General features: G+C 54.9%; 14 protein-coding genes. 1 reads left to right on the top strand and 13 read right to left on the bottom strand.

The window, feature by feature from the left end:
- Window positions 1-36: 36 nt before the first annotated feature.
- The 5 genes from ACLD72_RS02660 to ACLD72_RS02640 form a co-directional block, all read right to left on the bottom strand.
- On the bottom strand, window positions 37-846 hold the full coding sequence (locus tag ACLD72_RS02660; RefSeq protein WP_410998077.1) for a GNAT family N-acetyltransferase: 810 nt from the start codon (window positions 844-846) through the stop codon (window positions 37-39).
- 51 nt (window positions 847-897) lie between these two features.
- The gene (locus tag ACLD72_RS02655; protein WP_410998079.1) at window positions 898-1458 is read right to left on the bottom strand and encodes a GNAT family N-acetyltransferase; all 561 of its coding nucleotides are present in this window, start codon (window positions 1456-1458) and stop codon (window positions 898-900) included.
- 55 nt (window positions 1459-1513) lie between these two features.
- On the bottom strand, window positions 1514-1930 hold the full coding sequence (locus ACLD72_RS02650) for a hypothetical protein (RefSeq protein ID WP_410998081.1): 417 nt from the start codon (window positions 1928-1930) through the stop codon (window positions 1514-1516).
- A 416-nt stretch (window positions 1931-2346) separates the two neighbouring features.
- The gene (locus ACLD72_RS02645) at window positions 2347-3879 is read right to left on the bottom strand and encodes a YcdB/YcdC domain-containing protein (RefSeq protein WP_410998083.1); all 1533 of its coding nucleotides are present in this window, start codon (window positions 3877-3879) and stop codon (window positions 2347-2349) included.
- A gap of 17 nt (window positions 3880-3896) precedes the next feature.
- Window positions 3897-4472 (bottom strand): DUF1572 family protein, encoded by a 576-nt coding sequence (locus tag ACLD72_RS02640; protein WP_410998085.1) that lies wholly within the window; start codon window positions 4470-4472, stop codon window positions 3897-3899.
- A 517-nt stretch (window positions 4473-4989) separates the two neighbouring features.
- On the opposite strand from ACLD72_RS02640, the gene ACLD72_RS02635 reads away from it, so the two are divergent.
- Window positions 4990-7314 carry an Ig-like domain-containing protein gene (locus ACLD72_RS02635; protein WP_458475518.1) on the top strand — a complete coding sequence of 775 codons (2325 nt, stop codon included), beginning with the start codon at window positions 4990-4992 and terminating at the stop codon, window positions 7312-7314.
- On the opposite strand, the gene ACLD72_RS02630 is transcribed toward ACLD72_RS02635, so the two are convergent.
- From ACLD72_RS02630 to ACLD72_RS02595, 8 genes are all read right to left on the bottom strand, one after another.
- On the bottom strand, window positions 7289-8275 hold the full coding sequence (locus ACLD72_RS02630) for a dihydrodipicolinate synthase family protein (protein WP_410998089.1): 987 nt from the start codon (window positions 8273-8275) through the stop codon (window positions 7289-7291). The two genes, ACLD72_RS02635 and ACLD72_RS02630, sit on opposite strands and share 26 nt — an antisense overlap.
- A gap of 24 nt (window positions 8276-8299) precedes the next feature.
- Window positions 8300-9598, bottom strand: coding sequence for a hypothetical protein (locus ACLD72_RS02625; RefSeq protein ID WP_410998091.1), 1299 nt, complete (start codon window positions 9596-9598; stop codon window positions 8300-8302).
- Window positions 9599-9703: 105 nt separating this feature from the next.
- Window positions 9704-11032 carry a transcriptional regulator gene (locus ACLD72_RS02620; protein ID WP_458475517.1) on the bottom strand — a complete coding sequence of 443 codons (1329 nt, stop codon included), beginning with the start codon at window positions 11030-11032 and terminating at the stop codon, window positions 9704-9706.
- A gap of 44 nt (window positions 11033-11076) precedes the next feature.
- Entirely contained in the window at window positions 11077-12078 is a 1002-nt protein-coding gene (locus ACLD72_RS02615; RefSeq protein WP_410998095.1) for a sugar phosphate isomerase/epimerase family protein, read from the bottom strand.
- Entirely contained in the window at window positions 12062-13060 is a 999-nt protein-coding gene (locus ACLD72_RS02610; RefSeq protein WP_410998097.1) for a Gfo/Idh/MocA family protein, read from the bottom strand. Before ACLD72_RS02610 ends, ACLD72_RS02615 begins: the two co-directional genes overlap by 17 nt.
- A gap of 846 nt (window positions 13061-13906) precedes the next feature.
- On the bottom strand, window positions 13907-14731 hold the full coding sequence (locus ACLD72_RS02605) for a carbohydrate ABC transporter permease (RefSeq protein WP_410998099.1): 825 nt from the start codon (window positions 14729-14731) through the stop codon (window positions 13907-13909).
- Window positions 14732-14767: 36 nt separating this feature from the next.
- Window positions 14768-15727: a carbohydrate ABC transporter permease gene (locus ACLD72_RS02600; RefSeq protein WP_410998354.1), complete on the bottom strand. Its 960-nt coding sequence runs from the start codon at window positions 15725-15727 to the stop codon at window positions 14768-14770.
- 20 nt (window positions 15728-15747) lie between these two features.
- Window positions 15748-17139, bottom strand: a complete 1392-nt coding sequence (locus ACLD72_RS02595) for an ABC transporter substrate-binding protein (RefSeq protein ID WP_410998356.1) — start codon at window positions 17137-17139, stop codon at window positions 15748-15750.
- Window positions 17140-17294 lie beyond the last annotated feature (155 nt).

Below are 17294 nucleotides of genomic sequence, written 5' to 3'. Positions count from 1 at the left end.
TAAATCAATATACACTTCCTTCCCTCCGCTTTCCGTTTACCGTGCGGTCCAGCTTGTTCTGATGTAGCCGATTTTCATGCCGGCCCGCTCCATGTTTCTGTGGCTTTGCGATAAAAAAGCGCACTGGCCGACGGCCAGCTTGCACCCCTGGCGGGATGCCTCCGCGATCCGCCGATGCAACAGCCTTTGCTGCAAGCCACGATTCCGGAATTGCGGCAAAGTGGCCGCAAACGTAAACGAAGCTATGCCGTCCTTGATATACATCACGCCGGCGGCGGCAGGCTCCTCCTTCACATAGGCCAAATAAAATTTCCAGCCAGGCCTGCCATAAAGCACCTTGTTATTTTCGGCAACATAAGGGATGCCATCATCCGATAGCCCGGTTCCCCGGCAATGAATCATGGCATAGGTCATAAACTCGTCTTCCTGAAGCTCCTTAACGGTGATTTCATTCTGCTCGTCGATTTGGGGAATTTGGGGCTCTGAGAGGTATAAAGAGGTGTGAAATCCCGATTGATAAAATCCGCGTTCGGCCAAACGGGCAAATATATTCTGATCCACAAGCGACGGGACGAGTTCAAATTGGGGTTTTCGTCCTCTCGATTGATAAAACTCGATGATCGGGTCGATGAAATCCACGTCCCCGGCGGTTAGTCCTTTTACAGTATTAAAAGAAGGCCAGGGCATGGTCCGGCTGTAAATGCACAAGGCGTTGCCGAACCGGCGGAGTTCAATTCCCTCGGGATTGCCCGGCCTGCGTTGAATGGCCAGCATCCGATCATACATATAATCGTTTTCGGATGACACGATTTGTTGGATTAAAGCTTCCGACGGCAAATTGGGCATGTCCCACCTCGCAAAAAATATATTGGTGATAGAAATATCATTTTTCCCCTTTTAAGGCAACACAGCATCCAGATAACAGGAGGTCATCCCATCTCGCAAAATTTCCATATACAATTCGTCGTAAGTTTTTCCGTTAACGAGATAACACTGGCTTCTTCTTCCGAAGAGGCGGAACCCGGCTTTTTCGTAACACTTGATGACCGGCTCGTTAAACTCAAAAACCCGAAGCATAATATTGTTTAAGTTTAGTATTTTAAAGCCGTATTCGCTTAGCAGCTTGATGGCTTCCGCCCCGTAGCCCATTCCTCTCTGCCGATCTTCGCCGATAAAAATACCGAGTTCCGCGACTCTTCGGGTCTGATCGATGGCAAACAAAGAGCAATTCCCGATCAGTTCATCATTATTTTTCAACACGATCGCAAAATTTTGCCCTTCCCGGGCCATATTTTCGAGTACGCTTTTTTCCCGCGGCAAACTGAACACTTCAGCGGAAGAACCTATTTTCACAGACAAAGATAAGTTATTGATCCACTTCGTGTATGTTTCTATATCCTCCGGATTTACCGGGGACAAATACAGCCTGTCCGCTTCCATTTTTTTGAAGTACTTCATCTTTTATCGCTCCTTTCTTAAGTCATTCTGCAGGAATACGGTTGTATCTCCGGTTTCAATCACTAGGCTCGTATGCTTTAAAATGCTTCTCAAAAAGCGCTTTGATGTATCCCTCAAATTCGGGGTTAGGTTTATAGTAGACGCCTTGGATGAGATTTGGAATAAACCCTAGCTTTTTTTCCTCTCCCTCATATAAACTTATGCCAAACATAAAACCCGTCCTGTCTTCCTGGTTCTCATCGGGCGTCAGCTCGATATCTTTCATGCGGCTAATCCATTCCGTAATTTGCTGCCGGTCTTCGATCGCCCTTCTTGCTCCCGTGGAGCCATCCACCAAAATCACTTTATCGACTTGCAAAATATCGCCGGGATAAACCTCCGACAAGGAAATGGGGCGTAAAGGGATTGCTTCCGCCGAGCTCTGGCATCCGACGACCAATACGAACACCAAGACAATCCATATCCGTTTCATACACAAACCGCTCCTCTAAGACGGATTAAGGCCTAATTTTTACGCCGAGTCTAAAAAAACTCCAGCAAAGAACATAAGAACAAAAAATGGCTTTATTTCACCGATATCCGTCCATTTGAGTGAAATAGAGGAAATTAATGTCGTTATTTTCTCGAATCACAAGGAATTGCCTGCGTTCTGGACCATTCATAGGAAAATAAATACAAAAAATGCCGCTAACGAGAACCAACGTGATCTTTTCCAGATAATAAGCACATAAAGTGGCGCTATTTTAGAGCTCTGCCGGTGGTTGGTCCTATCGATGATTGGTCCTGCTGCTGGCTGGTCCTATCGATGATTGGTCCTACCGACGGTTAGAGTCGTTTCCAGTACCCGGCTGTCAAGCGCCGATTTCTAGGTTGAACCGAACTTCCTGCCTATTCCTTCCGCATAATAAACTTTCCGGTCACCGCGTCGATAAAAGCGAGGCGGCGCTTTTCCCCCAGGCTGTTCGTCACCGCAGGATCGGATTGATACACAAGCCGATATTCCGGCGGCTCTTGATCACGATCCAAAAACCACTCCAGACGAAGCTTCAGCTGCGCGCTATATAAATCGAAGGCCTGTTCGGGCGTAATCGCCGGTTGGAATTGCCTTGAAGCGAGAGCCTCGATCATTTCATAAGAAGTCCCCATATACATGCAAACGGTCCCGGTAGCAGTGCACACGCTGATCGTCACCCGTTCGAGATGGACGGGGACACCATGGATATAAACCGGCAGGTAGAAGAATTCCCTGGAGCGCTCCTCTTCCGCCTCGTCCTCGGCATCAATTTGCAATTGGAGATACTTCATATAGTCCGGGAAAACCATCCGCAAAAACCGTTCCGCCACTTCCCAGCATTCGGCTCGGTTTAACGTGGGACTTCCTGCTTCGCCACAGCCCGTATGGTGGTAACCAACCAGCCGTCCCGTCGATTTTTCCACCTGTACCATAATCGAAGTTTTGCGAAAAAAGCGCAGCTTGTCTCCCCATTTTCGCTCCATATAACCTTCCGCCGACAGAGGATCCCGTTCATTCTCCTCTTCCTCTTGCGTCTTAAGCTGATAAATCCGCTTCACTCTTTCCCCATCGTCCGAACATTTTTCCAGGACATAACGGTTCATGTCGATGCCCAGGCGCTGCTCCCAGGACTCTTCCGAAAGAGGCGGCGCTTGCGTTATGTTCTCACTTGAAGATAGCGGGCGGCTCGGCGGCAAAACATAATGATCAGGCCCGAACAGGTCGCGGCCGGTGGTCGCGTCGATCAGGGCATGATCCGGCTCCGGCTCATAAACAAGCCGGTCTTCCGGTTCGGTGACCTTCATTTCATAGATGGAAGGATGCAGGTTCAAAATGATCGGCTTCATCCGCAGACGTTGTTTGAGGTTCTCTAAAACTTGTGCTTCAGGCGTAATGGCATTGGGCCAATCCGGAATTGGAATCGCGTTGTCCAGCCGGCTTTCCAGCCGATAACGGGTGACGTCGAAGCGGTGATCCACCGTCAGTTCACACCCCGTGTCCGGGAGCGGCAAGCCCCCGGCTTCCTGGCGATAGGCAAACGTATACGGAATTCGTCTTTTCATAGTTTCGCAGATGGTCAGTTTGCCAGGATCGGGATGATACTCGGCTACAAAGGCATCCGCAGCCTTTTTCGCCAGCTTATGCTTGTCTTCATCCGCCATAAAGCTTTCGGCTTCCGTCCCGCTATCCTCTACCGGCCCGTTAATGCTTAGCCGGGTAAGAACTCCCGTGGCGATGTCGAGGGAAACTTCAATTTGATGCTCCTCAGCGCCGGGATCTTCCCAAATATAACATCGCTCCCGCTCTTCCTCCTGGGGGATGCTGTCCTCCATCTCCAGCCGGTAATGCGGGGGGATTGTGACAATGGTTTGCGCGATTTGGCGAAGTTGATTGAAATCAGTGCCCATGAGTGTGGCTTCCCCCCTTACTTCAAGCGCTTCAGTTCGTCGTCGGTAAAGTTTTTGACGGCCTTATCCTGGGAAAATTTTGCCTCATTGTATGGTTTGGAACGGTTTCTTGGGATGGACAGGCTGTCCCAGTCCGTTTTCTTCAGGATCTTGGCAGCATAAATGATCTGCCCGACATGGTAAGGGTAATGCGCCAGCTGTCTGTTGATCGCCTCCATGACGGTGTGCCCTTCATTGCGGATATAAACAATTTGCGTCAATTGATCCGGGCGGACGGAACGAATGGCGCTGAGCAAGCACTCCCAGCCTTCATTCCATTTTTGCAGCAGTTCTGCTTGGCTTAGGATATCATTTTCAAACTCGGCATCGCGGTTACGCCAAGGCTTTTCCCCGTCGGACGTAAGAAAATCGGTCCAGCGCGAAAGCATGTTTCCCCACAAGTGCTTTACGATCGTGGCAATACTGTTGGAATCCTCGTTAAAAGCGACAAACCATTGGTCAGGTTCCAATTGATCCATCGCTTTTTCTCCCAGCGTTTTATAGTACAGAAATAGCTTCTCCACACTTTCCAGATAGACTTGATTTACGTCCATGGGATGTTCCTCCTTCTTTTTACCTTCCAGAATTTTCATATATCTTAACATGGATACCCGCTCCTGGGAAATACGATTCCGAAACGGATCAACCGGTGCTCGGCATCTGCTTTCGCCGGTATCCAGTTCTACAGCTTTATGGCTTCTAACGCCTGCATCAATTCGGTGATGGAATGGGTCAGCACGCCATTGGGATCTTGCTCCAAATCGCCAAAAATAACTCCATTATTCGCCGGATAATCCTAGTATAGCATCTTTAATAGGCATTCTCTGCCATAAAACGAATCGCTGTTCAATTCACGTTGGAAATATCCAATAGAATTTGGGGCCTGCCTCCAAATAGCAGGGTTGATTGGATATTTCCAATCAGCCAAACCGCAACCCCACTTCCCCCTCCGATCCCCAAGACAAGCTCCCTTTAAAGGACGATATACGGATATTTCCCTTTCCAAATATTGCCGCTACAATGAGAAAAAATCGGCGGGTGCTCATCCGCGTGAAAGTGAGGAAGATGAAGATGTTAGCTCATCGTTTAAAGCGGAAAGGCGGCGTTTTCTGTTGGTTGCTTAGGCTGTGCATCGCGCTACTGACCGCGGCATTGCTTCCCCTGTGGCCCCTGGCTTCGCTTCCCGCCGCATCGGCCGAGTCCTCCTTGACCATCGACACGCCTGCAGACGGCGAGGAGGTGGACGTCGGGACGATCAGCGTATCCGGCCGCTACACCGAAGCTTACGCCATCAAACTGATCGTAGGCGGCACCGAGCAACTGGATACCCGCATGGAAGGGGAAAACGGCGCGGAATCGGGCACATGGTATGCCGAACTGGATACGAGCCGGTACGACGGAGAGATCACCCTGGCCGCCAAAGGAACGCAAAGCACCACACGTTATGGCGTAACCAGCGCCCCTGTCGTCATCACCGTAAACAATCCGGACGCGGTGAAGCCAGTTGTGACCATCATCAGCCCGCGCGACGGAGGGCAGGTCAAAGGTTCCAGTACGACGGTTCAAGTCTCCGTTGCCTCCCCAAACCCGTTGACGAAAGTGGAGGTGAGAATTAACGGAGGAGCGTGGAAACGGGCCGGGAAATCCGGAGAAGTTTACAAATACAACTGGAGCACAAGAGGTCTCGGCAACAAAACGTCCAGCATCGAGGCCAGGGCCGTTGATTCGCGGGGGAATATCGGCCGCAGCCTAACCGTTTATGCTTCCACCGGAAGCGGAACGCACGAGGATATTACGCTGGAAAAACAGGATCGGGCCATGTGGATTTGGGAAAAAGCGGCCTACAACCTGTTCCTTAATCCGGGTTCGCGGACCGCGCTAAAAGCGTTTGCCGACGACACCTCCACCTTCGACTCGGACCCGATCACCACTTTTTATGTCGGCGTGTTCCCCTATGGCGGGGTAGACATCCTTGAGGAATATCCGGAAAAAGTCCGCGATTTTGTGCGGTGGGCGCACGACAACGGGTACCATGTTCATGCCTGCATCGCCGGCGGTACCACTCCCCCATATTTGGGAGCGCTTACACCATACCACGAGCATGCGATCCGTGAAATGGAAAAGGTGATCAACTACAACATCTCCTCCGCGCCGGACGAACGCTTTGACGGCGTCAACGTGGACATTGAACCTTATATCCTGCCCGAATTCGGAGCCGAAAAGCCCTCCGTTCAGCGGCAATACCTGGACGTCCTGCAAAAAATGATCGGCCGCCGGGACACCGCCGGCATCGATTTGCCCTTCGGGCCGGCCATCCCGCGCTGGTTCGACAGCGGCGCAAGCTCCAGCGATATTACGTGGAACGGCGAAACGAAATGGCTGTCCGAGCATGTTCAGGACATCAGCGACTATATTTCAATCATGGATTACCGCGATACCGCGGACGGCAGCGCCGGCATCATCGCCCAGGCGCAAGGCGAACTGGCTTACGCCAATGCGATCGGCAAGCCGAATTCCGTCGTGGTCGGCGTGGAAACGCTTGATATCGCAAACAGCGGCGATCCTGAAACGATCACCTTCCGCGAAGAGGGCCGGACTTACATGGAAGCGGAGCTCGATAAAGTATACGCAGCGTTCAACGGCAATCCCGCGTTTGCGGGCATCGCCATGCACCACTACGATTCCATCCGCTGGCTGCCTTCCGTCTGGGGACCGGACGGTCATTTGTGGCGCGTTACGCCGGAGGATACCTCGCCCCCATCCGCTTTAAGCGAAGATCCGGCGGCGGCGGCGTTCGATTATCAAAGCATCAACCTAAGCTTCGGCCGGGCCACGGACGACTCCGACATTGAGCATTATTTGATTTACCGCAGCACAGAGCCGGATTTTCCCCCGGATGAACACAGTCTCGCCGGAAGCTCGCGGAATTTGACCTACATGGATTCGGGCCTGCTGCCGGATACGACCTATTACTACAAAGTTGCGGCCATGGATATCAGCGGAAATGTCGGCCCCGCCAGCTCCGAAACCTCAAGTGCCACGGCATCCACGTATCTGCGGCCGATGATCATCGGCGATATGGATGTAGTCTTTAACGGGACGCGCGCCGAGGTATCGCTGCACATCGTCGACCTGGATACCGGCGATAGCGTGACCGCTGCCGTATACGGCCGGTTTACGCGAAGCGGAGGCCGATACATCGAAATGCGGACCGATGCGGACGGTATCGCCGCCGGAAGCTCCGAAGCGTTGACCTTCCCGTCCGGTGAAGCCGGTTTCTGGCCGCAGCGGATCGTGGCCCCCGGCTACTACTGGGCGTCCGCCTACGATGAGCGGCGAAACGCGACGGCCGCGTGGTCAGGGGCGACACCTAGTACAACGCCTGATCCGCAATAACTTGCCGGAGCGCTTCGATTTCCTCGCGGGTCATTTCATAACCGGTGATATCATGCGCGGCTTCCTCCGGGATGACGCCGGATAATACCAGGCACCACAGCATCCGCAAAATGTATTTGTCCATCGGCTGGATAAACGTGTGCTCGGCATAAGCGTCAACGCGTGAGGAGAGCGCCAGAAAGACTTCGAAATTACCCTCCGCGAACGCCTGCATCAGATCGCGCTGAATGCCCGGGAACGCGGCGCCCAATCCGACCAGGGCGCTGCGGGCCCCGCGCATCAGCGAGTAACCGAACATCCGGTCCTCCCCGGTGATGAGCAGCTTCTCCGGGAACTCGGCCGAAATCAGCGTGGATACGTCCTGCAGCGTCATGACGCTGTCGAGCGTGGCCACTTTAATGCCAAGTGTCCGCGGCAGCGCGAGCAATTCCCGCAGCACTTCTGCGGAATACGACACGCCTCCGGCCTCGTCGTACAAATAAAAAAGCACCAAAGGGCAGCCGAACCGGGACAGCTTGCAGTGATAACTCACGATCGCCTCATCCCGCTCCCCGGGCGGCAACTCCTTGAAAATCGCCGGCGGGAACACGAGCAGGGCGTCGGCCCCCCAATGAATCGCATCGGCCGCCATGCCCAGGCTGTCCCGTTCCCACTGGCGAATTTTCATGCTCCCCAGCAGCCGGTTGTCGGGAATCGCTCCCACCCCGGCGATCAACAGTTTTTGTCCCCCTAGCGCGGATTTCCAAACCTCCAGCACCTGCTTGCGCTCATGCCGATCCAAATGCAGCCCTCTGCCCGTGTGCGCCCAAACGGCGGCGCCGGCAATCGGCTGTTCCGAAAGATACTGTGCGTAGGCTTCCTGCGCTTTCGCATGGATTTGTCCCGTATAATAGCGGGGCACGGGCACGGCGGGGATCAACCCCCAAGCACATGCTTTTTTCACGGCATCCGTGTTATTCATTCATACAACCTTCCTTTTCTTTTTCTACTCCAGAAAAAAAGCGCGTCCCCGGTCCCGATACCAGTTCGTCACCTCGCGGAATGAAGCTGTCCCGCCGCGGCCGGCGATTTCGCCCGTTTCGCGTAAATGAAGCATCCAAGCAACCAACCCTACATCGGGATGGAAAAATAATTCATGCAGCGCGCGCTGCGTTTTGGAGCCCCGCTTCATGCTGTAGACGTCGCCCGGCAACTGAAACAACGTATGCATCTGCAGGCTCGAAACGCCGCGCAGCGCATACTCCAGCGCCATTTTGCCGGAGTGCACGTTGCCCGTTCCCGACAGGACGGGCACGGGGGATGGCAGCTCGCCTTCCAGCTCCAGCCTGCGCAGCCCGGACAAAATCCGCAGATTGCGCGCGCTAAGATCCGGCCCGCCATAAGCCGCCCCGGCATTACCACCGCCGGCAGCCTGCCGCCCGGAGTCATACAGCCGGTTCGCATACACAATATAATCCGCCCCGGCAGCCCCTTCCTCCACCAGCGTCCTTATCGTCTGCAATTGGAACTCATCATCAAACAGCGTGTTCATCAGCTTGATGCCCAGCCGGATGTCCCCGTCCGGCAGCGCCGACCGGATCGCCTTAGGCACCTCTCTGAGCCAGCGTATAATCGCCGGGCGCTCGGCGGCCCGGTCCGAGCCGGCCAGGGTCGGGCTGAAATCTTTTTCCAGCTGGAGCGGACCGGCTTCGCCGGACTCCTTCCAGACTTGCGCCAAGCGCCGCGTTGTATAACGGTATTCATCCAGCCGAAAATCCTCGCCTATGGCAGGCAGATGGTATTTGCAGGACGGCACGACCACGGTTCCCCGCTCCCGCCCGAGTTGGATCGCCTCTCGGACGAAGCTCAAATATTCATTAAAACTGCCATGCCAGCCCCGGCCGTGCCAGGTCACGTTCCACCCCGGTTCCCCCGTTTCTTTGCCCACGATCCGGCCCACTTCCATACGCGTCTCCTTGACGGCCCATTCCTTCATTGAGCGGTCGCCCTGCTCGTCCTCCGCGATGACCGTTTTGAGCACGACAAAGCCGAGGCCTGCTTCCGCATCAGACTGGACCTGGTGCGCGCTGAGCGATAGTTGGCCCGAGGCTTTGCCGAAAGGGTTTTTAATCGGGCGTGGCCCGTAACACGAAGATACATCCAGTCCGTACTGTTCGAGCAAATAGAGTTCGACCCGCTCCGGCAGCCCCGTTTCGCTGAACCGCTCATAATCCTGGCGGATCCGAACCGCGTCCTTCCGTGAAATCCGCGGCGGACCCGCCGGCAAAATAAGGTGGTTAATCATCTTCATCTCCTCTGATCATTAGGTTCATGAAGATGTGTATTCAGAAATGGCGGACCGTATCCTTATTCCGGCAAATTTTTAACATTTGCACCGGTAATTTGGGATTTATCCGGAGCGGATATTGTCCAGGTTGAGCGTGTATATTTGCCTTGGACGGCCGCGCCCCACCGGCTGTTCCTCGCCTACAATCGAGGCGATGCCGTATTTTTCGAGCGCGGCCATAATGCGGCGCGCGCTGCGCAGCGTAATGCCAAAGCCCTCTGCTAGCTGCGCGGCGGTCAGGGTCGAGGTGCCCAGCCGGCGGCAGAGCGAAATCAGCTTATTGATCGTGCCGACGCTAAGCCCTGCTTTTTTCGCCAAAGAGATCAGCTCCGGGTCCTCACTGCGCGCCGAATATTTTAAAGTCAGTTCCGATCCTAGCGGCCCGTAAACAAGACCGTCCTGCATAATCAGAAAGCAGTTGCCCCCGCCCCCCGCCTTGGCTTTCAGCAGCGCTTCCCGGGCCTTTCCTTCCGCTTCGTTGGCCGTCCGGCCAAGCCCGATGCCGATGCTCGCGTTCCACTGCAGCCGTTCCATCACCTCCAACAGCAGCGGGGCCCCCTGAAATTTCCGGGTCACCTGCTCGATGATGCCGTGCGTCGTAATAAAAGACACTTCCCCCGAATCGTTCCATTTGATCAGCGACTGCGTCGCCTCGCCGAAATCGACCAAAATTTGTTGAAGCACGATTTTTTTGCGCTGGATATCGTATTCGGAGACCGCTTCCTTAAGCACCCGCTCATAATGGTCGATGCTTAAGATGCCGATGGCGATTTGCGTGCGGCTGAGCCGCAGGCTTTTTCCTTCGAGCAGCGCCCGGCTGAGGCAGTCGCGGATCGAGGATCGGGTGGGGATGACGCGGAAAGCCGGAACACCCAGTTCGGACAGCTGCTGGTAAACCGAAGTCACGCAGGTGACGGTGGCGGTTACGCGGCCTTTTTTCCATAAATCGTAATGAAAAGCAACCAGGTCGTCATGACGGGTTCCGAGAGCGTAGGATTTCACGTAAATTTGCCGGCGTGTCAGGCCCAGTTCGTCAAGTTGTTCGGCCAGCTCTTGCGTTTGAAGCACGTCGACGCTGATGCGGACCTCCTCGTCAAAGGCCGTCGGCCGCCGCCGGAAAAAATCAAACAGCACCTTATACAGCGCGGTTCCGGAATAATGCACATGCACCATCGGCAGCCCGGGATCGCTATCCAGCGCCAGCTGGTATGGGATCGGGCCGGTAAACAGCAAAATATCCGCCCGTTCCCGCACGCCGGTGACGACGTTCAGCGTATCCTGCTCATGCTGATAAGGCGCGGGAAACATGGACAACTCATGAAAAACCTCACCCGCCTGAAGCACCGTTTCCACCAGATCGTGCGGGCCAATCACCGCCACCTTCATGTTCATGACGACCGTCACCTCCGTTTACCGCTTGTATGGTCTTTTTCGGTTCAGGTTATCGAGCGGGACAAGCACTCCCTCACTTCGGCATACGATTGCCGCGTAAGCTCCAGAACATCCTCCCCGAAATATTCAAAAGAAATAAAGCCGTCGTAGCCTTGTGCCCGCAACTCCTCCAAAATGGAGCGGTGATCCGCATCACCCTGCAGCACGGGAACCGGCTTGCTTAACGCCCAGTTGTCATGGTTCCAGCGGTAGTCCTTAAAGTGAACATGCGTAATAAAGCCGTAAAACCGCTTCAGCACCGGCAGCGGATCGAGCCGGTCGACAAACAGGTTAAAGCCGTCGTAAATAAGCTCGAGCTCCCCGGGTTGCCCCACCTGCCCGATTAGCGCCACGAGGCTGTCCGCCGTATCGGCGAACGTCCGGTTGTGGATTTCCACCGCCAGCTTGACTCCCTGCTCGCGGCAAGCGTTTAGCGCTTTATCCATGCCGCTGACAGCCCGGCTCCACTGCTCGCCGCTCGCCTCCCGTGAGGCCAGATGCCCCGCAAACGTGCGGATGCGCGGGCAGCCGACCGCCGCGGCCCAGCGCGCCGCTTGGCTGATGCGGGTTGCATCCCGCTCGGATTCGCTGTCGCTCCGGGAAAAGTACGTGTACTCGCTGATCGCCGGAACGGCCAACCGGTGCCTGGTTAGGAGCCGGCGGAGATCGGCGGGAGTGCCGCCCCGGTGGGCGTATTCTTCGAGATGGCCGATCCACAGCTCGGCGCCATGCAGCCCCAGCCGCTCGCACGCGGCCAGCACCTCCTCCAGCGTCAGCGATTTCAGCCCTGTCGAGCACAGGCTGAACTTCATGCCATTGATGCCGGGGGCAAGGTAAGTATGGGGGATCGGGACATCCAGCATATCTAACGTGTCCGGTGCACACAGCGCATCCAACGTGTCCGGTGCACACGGCGTTTCCGGCGTGTCCGATGCACACAGTGTATCCGGCTGCGCATCGATTAAGTAGTGTTGGTGATCTTCATGCGGCTTACATACTTCGCACAATTTGTTCCACCCCCGTCTCATGCGAACGGTACACCGCTTCGAGCGCAGCGATGACGGAACGTGCGTAAACGCCGGAGCTGTCCGGCTCTGCACCGTGCTCGATGGCCTGCAGCAGATCCTGGAGCTGTAGGCAAAACGGGTCGGCGGAATCGCCGCAGCCGCCGCCCGTAACCGGCTCATACTGTCCGTTCCGGCTGATCCACAGCCCTCTGGCGGAAATTAACTTCGCCATTCCGCCGGTGAAGATCAACTCGGTTTCGTCCTTTGCCACGCCTTCGTATCCCGACTGGACGATGACCGCCCCCAGGCCGCTCACCGTCTCCGCAAAAACCACTCCGCTTCCTTCCACGTCGCCGAGCCCGCCTTCATAACTAAGACTCGCTTTGACTTTGCGAATGCGGCTGTCGGTAAGCCACTGGATTTTGTCGATCGAATGAGCGCCAAGGTTCATCATGATTCCCCCGCCGGCCTTGGCCTTCTCGAAAAACCAGCGGGGCCGGTTGTCGCTGTAGTAAGGCAGATGGCGCGTATCGTGGATCGCCACAAGTTTTCCGAGCTGCTTATTGCGAATGAGCGCTTTTGCCCGTAAGTTAGCCGGCAAGTAATGCTGAGTGTGTCCGACCATCAGCTTGACCCCGGCCTCACTTGCGGCGGTTAGAATCGCGTCGCACTGGGCCACGTTCAGCGCCATCGGCTTCTCCAACAGCAGATGGCAGCCATGCGCCGCGCAGAAAACGGCGCACTCATTGTGGAGATAGTGAGGAAGCGCAATGATGACGATATTCGGCCGTTGCTCGCGGACCATCTCCCGATAGCCGGCGTAGAAGGCAAGGCCGTATTTTTCCGCGGCCGCCCGGCCTTTCGCCTCATCCGTGTCCGCCACGGCCACGGCGGTTAACCGCTCGGACCCCATCTGCGCGATCGCCTCCAAATGATGTCCCGATATGATGCCCGCCCCGATCAGGGCCACCCGGTAGGCCATCCTGTTCCCTCCCCGGTCAAAATATAATGGTTACGATGCGGTTCACGGTCGGTTCACAGTGCGGTTCATGGTGCGGCTTATGGTATAGTTCATGGTATAGTTCATGGTATAGTTCATGCTATAGTTCATGCTACAGACCACATTACTGCTCACGGTGCGGCTCGTTTCTCAACTCGACCGGCCGTTGAGGCCAGCGGCATCCTAACGGACACCAGCGCCGCTATTTCGCCGAAATCACGAGCTTTCAGGATGTAACGGACACAAGAGACCTTATTTGCTATTCAAACGCGCGATTTCCTCCATTTTTGGGCAAATAAGAGCGCTCCTGTCCGTTAGAAGTTGAAACCCCGTTTTTTCGGGCCAATAAGGTCGTTTGAGTCCGTTAGCCAACCGCACTGCGGTCCGACAAATGAGCCCCCATAAAAATAGCGGAATTTTATGGTCCTATTTTCCAAATCTCAGCATGTTCACCACCCTTAGCGACACTTTATGTCCTTATATTCCAACGAATGGTGCGAAAACGGCCATTTCCCTGCGATTCTAGAAAATAGCGGTAAAAATTTCCTCTATTAAACTCAAACTGGGAGGATACCGCCAAAATAGGGACATTTTTTTCGTTATATTTTTGCTTGAGTCGTACTCACGTTACTTGATACCGGCGGAGCTGCTGTCCGGCAGAATTACCGCCCTAGCACAACTCCACCGGCCTACTTTATCCCAGCAGAATTACTGCCCCGGCACAACTCCACCGGCCCTACTTGATACCGGCAGAATTACCGCCCTAGCACAACTCCACCGGCCTACTTTGTCCCAGCAGAATTACTGCCCCGGCACAACTCCACCGGCCTACTTTATCCCGGCGGAGTTGCTGCCTTGCACAAAATATTTCTCCGCGAACAAAAACACGAGCAGGATCGGGATCAGGCTCATCAGCGCAGCGGCGACCATATATTGCTCGTTTCCCGACCATTGGCCCGACATGGACAAAATGCCGATCGGCAGGGTGAAGTTTTCTTTGGAGGTGAGGAAGATCGCCGGGGACAAAATTTCGTTCCACTTCGTCATAAACGTGAACACCGCCAGCGTCGCAAAGGCCGGTTTGCACATCGGCATAAAGATGCGCAGGTAAATCTGGAACGGGTTGCAGCCGTCGAGCCGGGCGGACTCCTCGTAATCGCGCGGAATGCCGAGGAAGGCCTGGCGCATCAGGAAGATTCCAAACGGCTGGGCCAGCCATTCGATAATCCACAGCGGGGTCAGCGTATCCAGCATATGCAGCGATTTGAAGATGACAAACTGTGGAATGATGAGCACGACCGGCGGGATCATCATCGTCCCGAGCACGACGAGGAACAGCGTATTTTTCAAAGGAAATTTCAGCCTGGCAAAAGCGAACGCCACCATAGAGCAGGAAATCAGCGCGCCAACCACCGACAACACCGTGATGATGACGCTGTTTAGCGTATACTGTCCGAACGGTCCCATTTTCCATACTTCGGCATAGTTGCTCCACTGCACGGGTGAAGGAATCCATTCCGGGGGCACCTTCGTATATTGGGCATAACTTTTCAAGGAATTAAACAGCGTCGTCAAAAAAGGCGTGAGCATCACCAGCGCGCTTAAAATCATCACCGCATATCCCGTGACGTCCCGCCAGCGGTCCCATTTCATGCGCCAGCCCCCCTCCTTCCGCTTTGGCGTCTTTTCTCATTCGTAATGCACCCACTTCTTCTGCAGCGACATTTGCACGACCGTCAGCATAAACAAGATGACAAACAACACCCAGGCGATCGCCGAAGCATAACCCATACGCAGAAACGAAAAGCCTTCCTGATAGAGATAGATCATCAGCACCAGACTGGCTTTGTTCGGACCACCTGCGGATGAAGCGTCCAGCGCCCCGCCGGTCATGACGTAAATTTGCTCGAACGCCTGAAACGTCGAAATCGTGCTCATGATCAGGACCAGAAACGTCGTGCCCGAAATCAGCGGCACGGTAATTCGGCGAAACTTTTGCAGCGTCCCCGCGCCGTCGATCTCCGCGGCTTCATAAACATCGGAAGGGACGTTCTGCAGGCCCGCCAGGTAAATGACCATAATGTAGCCGATCCCCTTCCACACCGCGATCATCACGAGCAGCGGAATGACGAGATGCTCATCCTGCAGCCATTTTTGCGGCGTCAGGCCGATGGTTTGCAGCAGCGCGTTGGCAAATCCGAACCGCGGGTTAAACACCGCGTCGGACACGTACATGATGACGGTCCAGGAGGAAATCACCGGCAAAAAATGCGCCAGCCGAAAAAACTTCAGCCCTTTAAGCTTCTGGTTCAGCGCCACGGCCAAAATCAACGCCAGCACCGTCTGCAGCGGCACGAACAACACCGTGAAATAAACGGTGTTCCCCAGCGCCTTCCAAAACACCGGCTCGTTCAGCAGCTTCCGGTAATTGTCCAGCCCCGTCCACTGCGGCGAGTTCAAAATGTCGTACTTGGAAAAGCTGAAATACAAAGAAGCGAGCAGCGAGCCCAACACAAACACGATAAAATGCACGAGATAAGGGGTCACCATCAGGAGGCCCCATTTGCCATCGTGATTAAGTCGTTTTTTGCGGATGCGGGCGGACTTCTGTCCGCCTTCGATCCGCACGGTTTCCGTTTTTTTCAACATGCTTATCACGCGCTTTCCGTCTAGTTCTTATAAAATTCGCCGAGCACCTGCTGCACGTCCTTATCCGCCTGGCTCAGCGCCTCGTCGACGCCGATCTCGCCTTCAAACGCCCGGTTGACGCTGTCGCCGAACTTTCCGACCCATTCGCTCCACACCGCGTTGACGTCCAGTATCCCGGCAAATTCGAAGCTGTCCAGGAACGCCTGCTTGTTGTCGGGTTTGCCGCTTAAAAACCGCGCGGAATTGGCCACCGATTTTTTCACCGGAACCGCTTCGCCGAGCGACGCCCATTCGTTCTGCACCTCGTCTTCCGTCGCCCAGTACTTCACCCATTCCCAGGCCGCGTCCGCTTTGGCGCCCTCCGCCTTTTTGTTGATCACCCACGAGTTGGCGATGACCGGGGAAAAACGTTTGCCTTCCGGCCCCTTCGGGAGCAGCGTTACGTCGTAGTTCAATCCCGCGTTGTTGGCATCGATCGTGCGGGCGTAAATGCCGATCCGCATCGCCGCCGCTTTGCTTGGGAACGGAGCCATGTTGCTCTGGAAGCTTTTCAAATCCGAAGGCGCCGTAAACAATTCGCGCTGCATGCCGTCGACAATCCATTCCATCGCCCGCTTGTTTTCCGGCGTACCTATGATCGACTTCGTTAACGTTTCATCGAGCACGCCGCCCCCGTACGATTTCAGCACGGTCATCCAACCTTCGGTAATGCTGAAAAACGTCAGGCCGTACTGGCTGATTTTGTTTTTGTCAAAAGCGGCATCGGTCGCATAAGTTCCGGCGGAATCCTTGGTCAGTTTTTCGGCGGCGGCCTTGAGGTCATCCCAGGTCCAATCCTCGGTCGGGTAGGCGACGCCGGCCTCATCAAACATGTCTTTGTTGTAGTACAGCACCGCGATTTGGATGCCTTGCGGGACGCCCCAGTATTTGCCGTTTGCGTCTTTGTTAAAGTCGAGCCCGTAATATTCGTCCTTATTAAGGTCACGTTCGATCAACTCAGTCAGATCTTTGAGCACACCGCGCTCCGCGTATTTCGGCACGAACACGCCGTCGGACAACCAAACATCAGGGGCGCTTTCGGCGGCGATTTGAGTATCGAGCTTCTGAAAAAATTGATTGTACGGCGAGGATTCCGTTTTGATCTTAATGTTCGGATGCTTTTCCTGGAATTTGCCGATCAGCTCCTGCATTTTGGTATCCGTTTGGGCGGAAGAGTAATAGCCCAGCCGAAGCTCCACCGTTTCCGCAGCCCCGCCTTGCCCCTTCTGCCCCTGGTTTTGCTGCCCGGCCTGTTCGCCCGCTCCACCGTTCTCCCCCGTGGTCGCCCCGTTTCCTCCACCGCCCGAACAGGCCGATATGAACAGTGCGAATATCAATGAAAAAGTTAATAAAAGGCCCGCCCGTTTACCCATTAACCGTTTGATGATCAGCCGTTCCATGTGCATCCCCCCAGGTCGAATTTCCACCCCTTGTTATTTTTTTCTATAGTATCCTTGGCGAGTGTGGTTTCCTTATTTTCAAAGTACTTGCGCGCTTACTAAAGGTGAACGTCCTTAAAACGACCTAA

Source organism: Paenibacillus lacisediminis, assembly GCF_046567315.2.
This window is presented reverse-complemented; position numbering and strand designations above follow the sequence as displayed.

Coding starts and splice junctions, on each gene's coding strand:
- ACLD72_RS02660 (WP_410998077.1), bottom strand. CDS start 846: ATGCCCAATTTGCCGTCGGAAGCTTTAATCCAACAAATCGTGTCATCC.
- ACLD72_RS02655 (WP_410998079.1), bottom strand. CDS start 1,458: ATGAAGTACTTCAAAAAAATGGAAGCGGACAGGCTGTATTTGTCCCCG.
- ACLD72_RS02650 (WP_410998081.1), bottom strand. CDS start 1,930: ATGAAACGGATATGGATTGTCTTGGTGTTCGTATTGGTCGTCGGATGC.
- ACLD72_RS02645 (WP_410998083.1), bottom strand. CDS start 3,879: ATGGGCACTGATTTCAATCAACTTCGCCAAATCGCGCAAACCATTGTC.
- ACLD72_RS02640 (WP_410998085.1), bottom strand. CDS start 4,472: ATGGACGTAAATCAAGTCTATCTGGAAAGTGTGGAGAAGCTATTTCTG.
- ACLD72_RS02635 (WP_458475518.1), top strand. CDS start 4,990: ATGTTAGCTCATCGTTTAAAGCGGAAAGGCGGCGTTTTCTGTTGGTTG.
- ACLD72_RS02630 (WP_410998089.1), bottom strand. CDS start 8,275: ATGAATAACACGGATGCCGTGAAAAAAGCATGTGCTTGGGGGTTGATC.
- ACLD72_RS02625 (WP_410998091.1), bottom strand. CDS start 9,598: ATGATTAACCACCTTATTTTGCCGGCGGGTCCGCCGCGGATTTCACGG.
- ACLD72_RS02620 (WP_458475517.1), bottom strand. CDS start 11,032: ATGAACATGAAGGTGGCGGTGATTGGCCCGCACGATCTGGTGGAAACG.
- ACLD72_RS02610 (WP_410998097.1), bottom strand. CDS start 13,060: ATGGCCTACCGGGTGGCCCTGATCGGGGCGGGCATCATATCGGGACAT.
- ACLD72_RS02605 (WP_410998099.1), bottom strand. CDS start 14,731: ATGAAATGGGACCGCTGGCGGGACGTCACGGGATATGCGGTGATGATT.
- ACLD72_RS02600 (WP_410998354.1), bottom strand. CDS start 15,727: ATGTTGAAAAAAACGGAAACCGTGCGGATCGAAGGCGGACAGAAGTCC.
- ACLD72_RS02595 (WP_410998356.1), bottom strand. CDS start 17,139: ATGGGTAAACGGGCGGGCCTTTTATTAACTTTTTCATTGATATTCGCA.